Here is a 13106-nt window from a genome sequence, read left to right as displayed (position 1 = left end):
AGTGATTAGGCACAGGATAGAAATGGGCTTAGCGCGCGAGAGTTCGCGACGCTAAGCTCTGTGCTCGGCTTATTATTGATCGAGATGGCTGTCAGCGGAAGAGGCGCTTTCGATTTCTTGTTCGATGACGGCCTCGCCTTCCGGCTCTTCTTCATCTGGCAGTTCGATCACCACCAGATCATCAACGGTCAGGTCCTCAATGCTGGACTCCTTCTGTTCAACGTGACCAATAATGCTCTGATAGTAGCGACGAATATTCTCCACATAGTTGCGTGCTTCATCACCCCGCGCGTAGCCATAGCGAGTGGTACTGTAGTATTTCTTAAGGCGAAGCAGGGGCAGTCTGTCTTTGACATCTGACCAAGCATCGGGGTTGCCGCCTTGTTTTTTCGTCAGGCGGCGGGCGTCCATTACATGACCATAGCCGACATTGTACGACGCCAACGCAAACCAAATTTTCTCGTGGCTTTCGATCGTGTCTGGAATGCGCGCCACCATGCGCCGCAAGTACTCAACCCCACCTCTGACCGATTGCTCGGGATCGAGTCGGTTGGTCACACCTACACTTTTGGCCGTCGGCAGCGTCAGCATCATCATGCCACGAACCCCAGTTGGTGATTTGGCGCGAGGGTTCCAGTGTGATTCTTGATAAGCCAGTGCTGCGACCAATCGCCAATCAAATTCATCGGAGTATTTCTTAAACAGTGGCGACCACGTCGGTAGCGTGGAATCCAACGCGCGGATAAAGGCGCGGGTATCGACGTAATCAAAGCTGTCGATATGGCCGATGTATTTCTCTTCCAGTGAGGCGAGATGCCCGGATTGTTGTAGATGACCAAAGAACTCGATCAGCAAGGCGTAGAGGCTTTCGTCTTGGCTGCGTCGTAAGAACCAGGAGATGGGCTGATCTTCGGTCAGCTCAAACGCCAGTGCCACATCGGGATAAATCCGCTGTGATAGCGAGATCTCGACTGAGTCTGCGACGGTAAATAGCAGTTCACCATCAGAGACCTGCTTGAGCAGGTCATTGACATCGACATTGGCGTCGACCTTATAGGTAAACTCCGGGTAGTCGATTTGAATCTCTCCTAACGTCTTATTGAAGTGAGAGTCACTGACAATACTTAAAACGGGCTTGCCGTCGTTCTCTTCAATGAGCTCGGCCTGTCGCTCAATCAACTGCTCTAGATTTCGTGGTCGCCACTGCCCTTTGCGATACACCAGTTGTTGACTGACGTAATAATAGGCGGGGGCAGGGCGAAAACGGCTCATGCGCTCAGGTGATTGACTGAGGCCCGCCGCGATAATATCGATCTCACCCTTTTCCAGCGCTGGGTAGAGGCTCGAAATGCGATAGGCCGGTTTCATTTCCAATTGCACACCAAGCTCGTTGGCAAATTCACGGGCGATTTCGTAATCAAGGCCTGCCGGGCCATCAGGACCAATATAATAGGAGAGCTGGTTATTGAGGGTGCCAACGCGAAGCACTCCACGTTCGCGAATTTGGTCTAATTCGCTTTTCGGCTTAGATTCAATTTGGCATCCCGTCAAAAAAAGCGCAGAAAAAAGCAGCGCGCACAAGGCTTTCAGCGGGCTAAAGTCATACTTGTTCATTAAAGAGAGTCTCATACTTCCAGTAGGGCATTTATATCAAAGTGTCATCACAAGGCAAGAAACTATCGACGGCGAAGCCGCAGAGTTCAAAAAATCATCATGTTCACAGGCCATGATGGCTCATGCTCTTCCGTACAGGGTGAGCTTGTGGACGGGACAGGAAAGAAAGGCTTTGCGGCGATTGTGCTGGCGGTACGCCGATGAAAAAAATGACGCAAACGGTTGCGTTTGGTGTTACATCACAAAACCAATTGCTATATAATGCGCTCGCAAACGCAGAGGTGCGATTGGTATAGGTTTGATCTGTTTTTTATAACGTATTGAATTTATTCCAATATCATCTTAATCAATTGCATAAGAGACCTAAGCACATGAGAATTTTGCGTGGCTCCCCAGCTCTTTCTGAGTTTCGTGTTAACAAACTAGTAGAACTTTGTCGTGAACAAGACCTGCCTGTGACAGGTATTTACGCTGAGTTTATGCACTTTGCTGACCTTACCGCAGATCTGTCTGACGCTGAACTAGCAAAGCTAGAAAAGTTGTTGACCTACGGCCCAACGATCGAAGAGCACGCACCTGAAGGTCTTTTGTTGCTTGTGACTCCTCGTCCGGGCACCATCTCTCCTTGGTCTTCTAAATCCACCGACATTGCCCATAACTGTGGCCTTTCAAGCGTTAAGCGTCTAGAGCGTGGTACGGCATACTACATTGAATCATCGGTAGCGTTAAACGACGCACAAGTGGATGCGGTGAAAGCACTCATCCATGACCGCATGATGGAATCCGTATTTACTCAGCTTGATGCTGCCTCTGCACTGTTTAGCGTTGCTGAACCTAAGCCTGTTGCTCACGTTGATATTCTTGCGGGCGGTCGTCTTGCTCTTGAAGAAGCAAACGTTTCCTTGGGCTTGGCACTGGCGGAAGATGAAATTGACTACCTAGTAGAAAACTTCACTAAACTGGGTCGCAACCCGAACGACATCGAACTGATGATGTTTGCTCAAGCAAACTCAGAACACTGTCGTCATAAAATCTTTAACGCAGACTGGACGATCGACGGTGTTGATCAAGAGAAGTCGCTGTTTAAGATGATCAAGAACACATTTGAAACGACACCTGATCACGTTTTGTCTGCTTACAAAGACAACGCAGCGGTTATGACGGGTTCAAAAGTAGGTCGTTTCTTCCCAGATCCCGATACTCGTCAATACACCTACCACCACGAAGACGCGCACATCCTTATGAAGGTTGAGACGCACAACCACCCAACCGCTATCTCGCCTTGGCCAGGTGCGTCTACCGGTTCTGGTGGTGAGATTCGTGACGAAGGCGCAACGGGTATTGGCGGTAAGCCTAAAGCTGGTCTGGTTGGTTTTACTACCTCTAACCTACGTATTCCTGGTTTTGAACAGCCATGGGAAACCGATTTTGGTAAGCCAGGTCGCATCGTCAACGCCCTTGATATCATGCTAGAAGGCCCTCTCGGTGGCGCGGCGTTCAACAACGAATTTGGTCGTCCAAACCTACTGGGTTACTTCCGTACTTACGAAGAGAAAGTGACCTCTCACGCGGGTGAAGAGATCCGTGGTTACCACAAGCCAATCATGATTGCTGGTGGTATGGGTAACATCCGTGATGAGCATGTTCAGAAGAAAGAGATCCCTGTGGGTGCAAAACTCATCGTACTGGGTGGTCCTGCGATGAACATTGGTCTTGGCGGTGGTGCGGCCTCTTCAATGGCGTCAGGTCAGTCTGCGGAAGATCTTGACTTTGCTTCTGTACAGCGTGAAAACCCAGAGATGGAGCGTCGTTGTCAGGAAGTGATCGACCGTTGTTGGCAGCTTGGTGAGAGCAACCCAATCGCGTTTATCCACGATGTGGGCGCAGGCGGTATCTCAAATGCACTACCAGAGCTGTGTGATGATGGCGAACGTGGTGGTTTATTCCAGCTACGCGACGTACCAAACGACGAGCTGAGCATGAGCCCACTTGAGATCTGGTGTAACGAATCTCAAGAGCGTTACGTAATGGCAGTGGCGCCAGAGAATATGGAAGTATTCGATGCTATCTGTAAGCGTGAACGTGCGCCTTATGCGGTTGTGGGTGTCGCTACTGAAGAGCGTCATCTAACACTAGAAGATTCTCACTTCGACAACACGCCAATTGATATGCCAATGGACATCTTGTTGGGTAAAACGCCGAAGATGCACCGTGATGCGAAAACGCTTAAAGTCGATAGCCCAGCGATTGATCGCGATGGCATCGAAATTAACGAAGCGGTTGATCGCGTCCTACGCCTACCAACAGTGGCAGAGAAAACCTTCCTGATCACTATTGGTGACCGCTCGGTAACTGGTCTTGTTGCGCGTGACCAGATGGTTGGTCCTTGGCAGGTTCCAGTGGCAAACTGCGCGGTAACCGCAGCAAGCTATGACTCTTACCACGGTGAAGCCATGTCTATGGGTGAGCGCACACCAGTGGCTCTTCTAGACTTTGGTGCATCAGCACGTCTAGCAGTAGGTGAGTCTCTAACAAACATTGCAGCGACAGATATCGGTGATATCAAGCGCATCAAACTGTCAGCGAACTGGATGTCTCCAGCAGGTCACCCAGGCGAAGATGCCGGTCTTTACGAAGCCGTGAAAGCCGTCGGTGAAGAGCTATGTCCAGCGCTAGGTCTTACTATCCCGGTGGGTAAAGACTCCATGTCGATGAAGACTAAATGGGAAGATAATGGTGAAAGCAAAGAGGTGACCTCACCACTTTCATTGGTGATCACCGCATTTGGTCGTGTTGAAGATGTTCGTAAGACAGTAACGCCTCAGCTACGTACTGACAAAGGCGAGACGTCACTGGTTCTTGTTGACCTTGGTAACGGTAAGAACCGTCTAGGCGCGACAGCACTCGCACAGGTTTACAAACAACTGGGTGATAAGCCTGCGGACGTGGATAACGCAGAGCAGCTAAAAGGCTTCTTTGACGCCATGCAAACGCTAGTTCGTGATGACAAGCTGGTAGCTTACCACGATAAAGGGGATGGCGGTCTGTTCGTGACCTTGGCAGAGATGGCCTTTGCGGGTCACTGTGGCGTGAAAGCGGACATCGCAAACCTAGGCGACGATGCGCTTGCCGCGCTATTTAACGAAGAGCTAGGCGCGGTTGTTCAGGTGAAGAACGATGACTTAGACGCAGTGAAAGCGGTATTGGCTGCCAACGGCCTAGAGGCATGTTCTCATGTTATTGGTTCAGTAGAAGCAACAGACAGCTTTGTTATCACCGCGGGTGAGACGGTTATCCTTGAGCGCTCTCGTACAGAACTTCGTACTATCTGGGCTGAGACCACACATAAGATGCAAAGTCTACGTGATAATCCTGCCTGTGCTGACCAAGAGTTTGAAGCGAAGAAAGACAACTCTGATCCAGGTCTGAACGTTAATCTAAGCTTTGATGTCAACGAAGATGTTGCTGTGCCTTACATCGCAAAAGGTGCGAAGCCGAAAATGGCTATCTTGCGTGAGCAGGGCGTCAACTCTCACGTTGAAATGGCAGCGGCATTTGACCGTGCTGGCTTTGAAGCGACCGACATCCACATGAGCGACATCCTAACGGGTCAGGCAGCGTTGGATGAATACCAAGGTCTTGTGGCGTGTGGCGGCTTCTCTTACGGTGACGTACTAGGTGCTGGTGAAGGTTGGGCGAAGTCTATCCTATTCAACCCACAAGCACGTGAGCAGTTCCAAAGCTTCTTCAACCGTGACGATACCTTCTCTCTTGGTGTGTGTAACGGCTGTCAGATGCTATCGAACCTGAAAGAGCTGATCCCTGGCGCTGATTTGTGGCCACGTTTTGTTCGCAACGAATCTGAGCGTTTTGAAGCTCGCTTTAGCCTAGTGGAAGTACAGAAATCGGATTCTGTGTTCTTTGATGGTATGGCAGGCTCTCGTATGCCTATCGCGGTTTCTCACGGCGAAGGTCGCGTTGAAGTACGTGATGCGGACCACCTAGCGGCGATTGAAGCGTCTGGTACGGTTGCAGTACGTTACGTTGATAACCACGGTAACCCAACACAGCAATACCCGAACAACCCGAACGGTTCACCAAATGCGATTACCGGTCTTACTACACAAGACGGTCGTGTGACCATTATGATGCCACACCCTGAGCGTGTATTCCGCACGGTTGCCAACTCATGGGCACCAGAAGGTTGGGGTGAAAACGGCGCTTGGATGCGTATGTTCCAAAACGCACGTAAGAACATCGGCTAAGCCTGATTAATCGAGTCAAAAGCGTAGCGTGAATTCGCTGCGCTTTTTTATTTTTAGCGAAAAGTGTTTTCAGCGAAAAAACTACTAGCCAGCGATGCTTTTTTAAGCTCTAATAGCGCACTTTTTTGCGAAGGGCTCAATCATTAGGGTCGCTTGGTCTGAGGAAAAAATTTATGAATGCCAACAAAAAATATGCGTTGCATGTTACTCAACAAGAGTCACAGTGGAGTGCGACAATCACTCGCCAGGTGACATCACGTAAAACTCACGTTTCAAAAAGTGAAACAGGGTTTGAGTCTGAACAAGCTGCACAAGCTTGGGGTGAAGAGCAATTGGCGGTATTCGCCAAAGCGCAAGCCGGTCACAACGCGCGTAAAAAAGCCAAGTAATCACTGTTGTCGACCTTATTGTGCCTACCTGAGTGTAGGTACGTTTGTTTTGAGCGCTAGCCAAGATAACCTAGCGCTCGCAGAGAGGCGGTCGCGTTAACGAAACTGCCCCGCCTCAGGCAAGTATTCAAACCCTGCGCTGGCAAGCTTTGCTTCAAGGGCAGCACGGTCAATATCGAAATACGCTACAAGCTTGTCCAGATCCCCTGCAAAATCATCGCGTAATTTCATGTTGACGATGCTCATCAGCATCACGCTATCCATGTTGGCAAAATTGCTCAAATTCATCATGCATCCTCAAAATCAGAAATCAGCAGATTGGCCGCTGCGAAGGCCGCTTTTTCTCGTACCAATTTAGGCAGAGCGTCATCCGCTGCAATGTCATTAAGCGCTTTGAGCGCGCAGGTGATGGCTTGTGGGACATAGGCTTGATCGCCACTACCGATCTGGGCGTAAAGCTCACGAATCATGTCACAGCACTGATAAACTTGCATGTTGGTATCCTTAACAAATGATAACTGCTCTCAAATATACACAGGGACGAGAGGAAACTCAAAGCGCCCGGTTGCGCTAGCGCAAACTCGTGAAGCCTTAGTCGATTTTTTCACCAATAGGGTGAGGTAGGAGAAACGCAGCGCAAAAAAAGCGAGCATTAACGCTCGCCAATTGGATTGAAACGGTTTGATTACTCTTCGGCGTAACCATGCATGCCGAGCAGCTTGCCATCGAGGTAGGCTTCTTTGCCATCTTTCATCACGAGGCGCTCTTCCACCATCCACTTTACGACTAGAGGGTAGATTTTGTGCTCTTGCGTTTGCACGCGCTCGGTGAGGGTCTCGACAGTATCTTCATCAAAGATTGGCACTTTTGCCTGTAAAATGACAGGCCCGCCGTCAAGTTGCTCAGTGACAAAATGGACACTGGTACCATGCTCTTCGTCACCGGCGTGAATAGCACGTTGGTAAGTGTTGAGCCCTGGGTATTTGGGTAACAGCGATGGGTGGATGTTGATCATTCGCCCCATAAAGTGACGAACGAACTCGCCACTTAAAATGCGCATATAACCCGCCAAGACCACAACGTCAGGCTTGTATTCATCCATCTGCTTCATCAACTCGCGATCAAAGGCGTCGCGAGTATCGAATGAGTTTGGATCAAGAAAGTGCGCGCCAGCACCGGCTTTTTTCGCACGTTCCAAAGCGTAAGCGGTTGCTTTGTTTGAAAAAACAGCGGTTACTCGGCCATTATCGATGTTGGTTTCACAAGCATCAATAATCGCTTGCAAGTTAGAACCATTCCCTGAAACTAAAACAACAACGCTTTTCATCTTTAGTTGATCTCTACTTGTTCTTCGCCTGCTTGCGCTGTTGCAATCTCACCAATTACCCAAGCGTTCTCGCCTTCGGCTTTCAACAGTTCAACCGCTGCGTCCGCTTGTGCTTTAGGTAGGGCGACAATCAGACCAACACCACAGTTAAATGTGCGGTACATTTCGTGGGTTGTGACGTTGCCTTGCTCTTGTAGCCATTTGAAGATGATTGGCCATTCCCAGCTGTTACCATCGATCACCGCTTTGGTGCCTTCAGGCAGTACGCGAGGGATGTTTTCCCAGAAACCGCCACCAGTGATGTGGGAGATGGCATGAATGTCATGCTGCTCAATCATCTTGAGTGCCGATTTGATGTAAATTTTGGTGGGTTCGAGTAGGTGCTCACCAATCGTTTTGTCAGCTAACTGTTCGTTTTTGTCAGCACCAGAGACTTCAAGAATCTTACGAATGAGTGAGTAACCGTTTGAGTGTGGACCGCTTGAACCGACCGCGATCAGCGCGTCGCCAGCGGCGACTTTCGTGCCGTCAATCACGTCTTCTTTTTCGACGACGCCAACACAAAAGCCTGCTACGTCATAGTCTTCGCCTTCATACATCCCTGGCATTTCTGCGGTTTCACCACCGATCAGTGCACAACCTGCTTGCACACAGCCGTCTGCAATGCCTGACACAACATCCGCTGCTGTATCGACATCCAACTTACCTGTTGCGTAGTAATCCAAGAAGAACAGCGGCTCTGCACCTTGAACAATCAGGTCGTTGACACACATTGCCACAAGGTCAATACCGATGGTGTCATGCTTTTTCATATCCAAAGCAAGGCGCAGCTTAGTGCCCACACCGTCTGTCCCTGAGACGAGAACTGGATGCTTGTACTTGGTTGGCAATTCGCACAGCGCGCCAAAACCACCAATACCACCCATTACTTCAGGGCGACGTGTACGTTTTACCGCACCTTTAATACGGTCAACAAGTGCGTTGCCTGCATCAATGTCAACGCCAGCATCTTTATAGCTAAGAGAAGTGTTATCAGCACTCACGGGGAAGTCCTCGGTTAGAAAGTTGGATGTGAAAACGGCGCTATTCTACCAGTGGTCAAAGCTAGATAGCAAACGTTTGCGCAAGTTTTTTCTTTTGCGCTACGACAAGAAATTGTGAACGAAATCGTTTATAATCGACAAGTTTATTTGAAATTTGCCATAGATCCGGAGATGGAAATGAAAGTTGTTGAAGTTAAACACCCTCTTGTGAAACACAAAATTGGTCTTCTACGAGAAGGTGATATCAGCACTAAGCGTTTTCGCGAGCTTGCAACAGAAGTCGGCAGCTTGCTGACCTATGAAGCGACCGCAGACTTTGAAACAGAAAAAGTAACCATTGACGGTTGGAATGGTCCGGTAGAAGTGGATCAAATCAAGGGTAAGAAAGTCACCGTTGTGCCGATTCTTCGTGCTGGCCTAGGTATGATGGACGGCGTGCTTGAGCACATTCCTAGTGCTCGCATCAGTGTGGTGGGTATTTACCGTGACGAAGAGACGTTGGAGCCTGTGCCTTACTTCAACAAACTGGCGTCAAACATTGATGAGCGTATCGCGTTGGTTGTTGACCCTATGCTTGCTACCGGCGGCTCTATGATTGCGACGATTGACCTTCTTAAAGAGCAAGGTTGTCAGTCATTCAAAGTGTTGGTGTTGGTTGCTGCGCCAGAAGGCATCGAAGCTCTAGAAAAAGCGCACCCAGACGTGGAACTGTACACCGCTGCTATTGACAGCAAACTGAACGACAAAGGTTACATTGTCCCAGGTCTTGGTGATGCCGGTGATAAGATTTTCGGCACTAAGTAATCGTTGATATCGAAGTCACTTTATACGCTAGCGTGTTGACTGACTTTTAGAGGCTAAAAAGGAGCATCGAATGATGCTCCTTTTTCATTGCAGCAAAGCGCTGAACGGATACTTCGCCTGCGTTACTTCTTCAAACTTAGCGTGCCGCCGGTGCGTGGTTTTGCCGGTTTGGTCGTGGGGCCTGAGTGTTTGTTGGCGGGCTTTTGGCTCGGATTGTGGTGATGGGCGCGGCCCTTTTTCGAATTAGGCGCGTGACGAAGATCATCGGCATTGCGACCTTTAAACGTTCGCGGCTTTTGATTGCGTCGCGCTTTAGATTCTTGGTTCTCTTCTCGACTATCAAAGAGCTTTGCATCCGTCGCGCGGCGGATTCTTCGCCCTTTGCTGTCAACCTTTGAGGCTTCTTCAGTCCCGCTTGAGCCTTCACACATAGCGAGAATCGTCTCAACCTCTTGGTCAGACAAGTAGCGCCATTGACCATTAGGGATACCATCCAAGGTAATGTTCATGATGCGAACTCGGCGCAACTTGAATACTTCGTATCCCAACGCTTCACACATACGGCGTATTTGACGGTTCAACCCTTGTGTCAGCACGATTCGAAATGAAAACTTGGTTTCCTTGGTGACACGGCACGGTAGCGTGACGGTATCTAAAATCGGCACGCCGCTGCTCATCTTATGAATAAAGTCATCGGTGATGGGCTTGTCAACACGCACGACGTACTCTTTTTCGTGATGGTTACCCGCACGAAGAATTTTGTTGACGATATCGCCATCATTGGTAAGAAAGATCAACCCATCCGACGGCTTATCTAAGCGACCAATTGGGAAGATGCGCTTTTTGTGGCCAATAAAGTCAACAATGTTACCCGGTACATCTCGCTCGGTTGTACAGGTGATACCAGTCGGTTTATTTAAAGCGATATAAATCGGTTTATCGGTGGCACCACTGATAGGTTTTCCATCGACTTGAACATCGTCTCCGGGAAGCACCTTGGTGCCCATTTCCGGCACTTGGCCATTAATGGTGACTCGACCTTGCTCTATCAGTCGGTCTGCTTCTCGACGTGAACAAAAGCCGGTTTCACTGATGAATTTGTTAAGGCGTTTCGCGCTATCTTGGGACATGAGCATTCTCTTTACGTTTCACAACGGCAACCCGTGATGTGGTGGTGGATGGATCCGAAATCGGGGTCGGGGAGTGTATCACTCTGTCTATCTTAGACCAACCATAACGATCGGAAACGGATTTACCCGAGCCGTTTTTGATGACGCTCTCGAGTCTCTTGTTTCTTGTCGGCACTTTTTCTCAGCATGACGTAGACCGCACCCGTGCCGCCGTGAAAACGCTGTGCACTGTGTACACATTGGACGTCATTGATTTGTGATAGCCACTTTGCAAGATAACTTTTCATCATGGCGGGGGGATTGGATTTCTCGCCTCGACCATGAATGATCAGCACCGTGCGAATATCCATACGCATGCACTGTTTGAGAAAGGTGAGCACTTCGTCACGCGCTTGTTTGAGCGTCTTACGGTGTAAATCTAACCTTGCTTGAAGTGGGTACTTACCCAGGCGCAGTTTACGAAAGACCCCATCTTGTACACCATCGCGCTTGTACTCAATGATATCTTCGGGTTTGAGCATCGGCGCATGGTCAATGGAGAGGTACTCGGGAGCATCATCGCTGAGCCACATAGCCGCTTCGCGTTTAGCCAGCTGCGCTTGGGTGACCTGATGCATTTTGACGTGTTGAGTGGTGTCTTGCTTGATGGGTTTAACGTCTCCCATCATTTGCTGAAACAGTGCAAAATCGTCGTCGTTAGACATGACGGTATCTCAGAGTATTCAATCAATAAAGCTATTATACTTACGTAAGCCTGTTGTGATCAGCAAGAAATAAAAAACCGAAGTAAACAGTGTGTCTACTTCGGTGCATAGCGAATGTCTATTCAGAGAATAGAGCTAAGCGATTCTAGTGAGGAGATTTGTCATTCATCACCTTGTAGACGAAGAAAGCGCCGTAAAAGAGCATGAGACTAAAGGCACCCAAGATGACAATCATTGAAGATAGACCTACTGCATTACCAAAGAGAAGATCAAGCCAAAAGTCCATAGTTCCTCCGCCAAATACAAAGTGTGTGTTGACGGAATTTAAGGTAATGGCTGGTCATTAATTCAACACTGATCTAGATCAAGTGTTATCCGATGGTTGCGTTTTTGTTCTGCTTGCTGTGTGTTTGCTCACATTTTGTGGCCCGTTGCTCGCGTTTTAGTCAAACGGTGTGAATTTGGAAAAAAGTGCGGGAAATGGCTTGCGTTGGCAAACAGAATCCGTAATATACGGCTCCGTTCTCGGTGAATAGCGCAGCTTGGTAGCGCATCTGGTTTGGGACCAGAGGGTCGGGGGTTCGAATCCCTCTTCACCGACCACTTTCTAAAAGCCCCGCTAGCAATAGCGGGGCTTTTTACGTCTAGACAACTATGCTGCGCATTATGGGTCGTGGGCTGGAGCGCCAGTCCGATCGAATCCCTCTTCACCGACCACTTTCTAAAAGCCCCGCTAGCAATAGCGGGGCTTTTTACGTCTAGACAACTATGCTGCGCATTATGGGTCGTGGGCTGGGCGCCAGTCCGATCGAATCCCTCTTCACCGACCACTTTCTTAAAGCCTCGCTAGCAATAGCGGGGCTTTTTTACGTCTAGACGAGTGGTTTATCCCCTCTTACTCCATTAATACTTAAATTCACAGCCAGCGGGAGCGGTTTGGGCGAGTTGCTCAATCTCGAATCCTTGAGTTTGCAGCAGTTCAATCAAGTTGTGCTTTCCGACCAGGTGCAATGCGCCCACCACAATCACGTAGCTGCCCTTGGCATTGGGTAGCCAGTTTGGGTTACTGAGTTTGGTCGCCCAGTCGAGGTTGCGGTCAATTAAAAATGCTTGCTCAAAGTCTGGTGACATCTTGGTTAACTGAGCAAACTCTTCGAGCTGCGCTTTGTCACCCGCGATCCAACTTTTGATTAAACATTTTGCCATGTGTTCAGAGTGATCAAAGTCATCGATCATGCTTGTCAGCATCTCTTGGCCTACGTCAGGATCGCTTGCCAGCATATCGATTTGAAATTGCATGCTTTCTAGAGAGAGCACCGGAACATTAAGATTGTTCGCTTGGGTCAGCAGGTAGGCATCGACGCCTTTACTGGCTTGAAATCCGAGGTACTCAATTTGGCGCATCTGAATGGTCAGCGCGCTAGCCCAAGGAGGCGAAGCAAGCAGTTGCGCTTCATTGAGGCGCAGTAAATTGGCAATGCCAGAGAGCTCATGTTTTTGTTTGGCGGATAAGATCTCTGCGCTGCTGATCGTCTGTTGCGGGTAGCTGACGGCTTGACCGTTGTGGATATCGGTTTCGACGATCAATCCGTCACTATGTTCGAGAGCTGCGCTGATAGGGGAGGGGAGTGGGTACATACTGTCGTCACCGACGTGAACCGAACCAATGATATGAAAATCTAACGCCCCTTTACTGGCGTGCCAGTAGAGCGGCTCCGCTTGCAGAGTGCAGCAGAACAAAGTAACACAAGAGAGTAGCCATTTATGCATTCGAAGTTTCCTAGTGGGAAGGCCAACAACTGGCTCGGACTGTGACTAGGTTATAGCATA

General features: G+C 49.3%; 12 protein-coding genes and 1 tRNA gene. 4 read left to right on the top strand and 9 right to left on the bottom strand.

From position 1 onward, the window contains the following. Positions 1-72 precede the first annotated feature (72 nt). Positions 73-1614 carry a membrane-bound lytic murein transglycosylase MltF gene (gene mltF, locus AC6R10_RS07520; protein WP_500628841.1) on the bottom strand — a complete coding sequence of 514 codons (1542 nt, stop codon included), beginning with the start codon at positions 1612-1614 and terminating at the stop codon, positions 73-75. Between the two features lie 371 nt (positions 1615-1985). Between mltF and purL the strand changes: the two genes are divergently transcribed. Next, positions 1986-5879 (top strand): phosphoribosylformylglycinamidine synthase, encoded by a 3894-nt coding sequence (gene purL, locus AC6R10_RS07515; RefSeq protein WP_500671896.1) that lies wholly within the window; start codon positions 1986-1988, stop codon positions 5877-5879. A 173-nt stretch (positions 5880-6052) separates the two neighbouring features. Beyond that, positions 6053-6268, top strand: a complete 216-nt coding sequence (locus AC6R10_RS07510; RefSeq protein ID WP_334555173.1) for a DUF3622 domain-containing protein — start codon at positions 6053-6055, stop codon at positions 6266-6268. 96 nt (positions 6269-6364) lie between these two features. On the opposite strand, the gene AC6R10_RS07505 is transcribed toward AC6R10_RS07510, so the two are convergent. The 4 genes from AC6R10_RS07505 to purM form a co-directional block, all read right to left on the bottom strand. After that, positions 6365-6556 (bottom strand): DUF4250 domain-containing protein, encoded by a 192-nt coding sequence (locus AC6R10_RS07505; protein ID WP_334555174.1) that lies wholly within the window; start codon positions 6554-6556, stop codon positions 6365-6367. Beyond that, complete coding sequence (locus AC6R10_RS07500) at positions 6556-6762, bottom strand: YaeP family protein (RefSeq protein ID WP_500671895.1); 207 nt, start codon at positions 6760-6762, stop codon at positions 6556-6558. The genes AC6R10_RS07505 and AC6R10_RS07500 overlap by 1 nt, the downstream gene beginning before the upstream one ends. Positions 6763-6953: 191 nt before the next feature. Further along, positions 6954-7595 (bottom strand): phosphoribosylglycinamide formyltransferase, encoded by a 642-nt coding sequence (gene purN, locus AC6R10_RS07495; protein WP_334555176.1) that lies wholly within the window; start codon positions 7593-7595, stop codon positions 6954-6956. 2 nt (positions 7596-7597) lie between these two features. Next, positions 7598-8638, bottom strand: a complete 1041-nt coding sequence (gene purM, locus AC6R10_RS07490) for a phosphoribosylformylglycinamidine cyclo-ligase (RefSeq protein WP_500671894.1) — start codon at positions 8636-8638, stop codon at positions 7598-7600. 177 nt (positions 8639-8815) lie between these two features. On the opposite strand from purM, the gene upp reads away from it, so the two are divergent. Then, a complete protein-coding gene (gene upp / locus AC6R10_RS07485) occupies positions 8816-9442 on the top strand; it encodes a uracil phosphoribosyltransferase (protein WP_334555178.1) in 627 nt (208 codons plus the stop codon). A 122-nt stretch (positions 9443-9564) separates the two neighbouring features. On the opposite strand, the gene rluF is transcribed toward upp, so the two are convergent. The 3 genes from rluF to AC6R10_RS07470 all read right to left on the bottom strand — a co-directional run bounded on the left by rluF (position 9565) and on the right by AC6R10_RS07470 (position 11562). Next, positions 9565-10572, bottom strand: coding sequence for a 23S rRNA pseudouridine(2604) synthase RluF (gene rluF / locus AC6R10_RS07480; RefSeq protein WP_487903167.1), 1008 nt, complete (start codon positions 10570-10572; stop codon positions 9565-9567). 122 nt (positions 10573-10694) lie between these two features. Then, on the bottom strand, positions 10695-11276 hold the full coding sequence (smrA, locus tag AC6R10_RS07475; protein ID WP_487903168.1) for a DNA endonuclease SmrA: 582 nt from the start codon (positions 11274-11276) through the stop codon (positions 10695-10697). Between the two features lie 145 nt (positions 11277-11421). Beyond that, the gene (locus tag AC6R10_RS07470) at positions 11422-11562 is read right to left on the bottom strand and encodes a DUF3149 domain-containing protein (RefSeq protein WP_334555181.1); all 141 of its coding nucleotides are present in this window, start codon (positions 11560-11562) and stop codon (positions 11422-11424) included. Between the two features lie 240 nt (positions 11563-11802). Between AC6R10_RS07470 and AC6R10_RS07465 the strand changes: the two genes are divergently transcribed. Beyond that, positions 11803-11879 (top strand) — tRNA-Pro (locus tag AC6R10_RS07465). 300 nt (positions 11880-12179) lie between these two features. On the opposite strand, the gene AC6R10_RS07460 is transcribed toward AC6R10_RS07465, so the two are convergent. After that, positions 12180-13046: a TraB/GumN family protein gene (locus AC6R10_RS07460; protein WP_500671893.1), complete on the bottom strand. Its 867-nt coding sequence runs from the start codon at positions 13044-13046 to the stop codon at positions 12180-12182. Between the last annotated feature and the right edge of the window lie 60 nt (positions 13047-13106).

This window comes from Vibrio sp. R12-SG2-ISO1 (assembly GCF_059834045.1).
The sequence above is the reverse complement of the archived record's forward strand: the minus strand, read 5'-3'. Positions and strand labels throughout refer to the sequence as shown.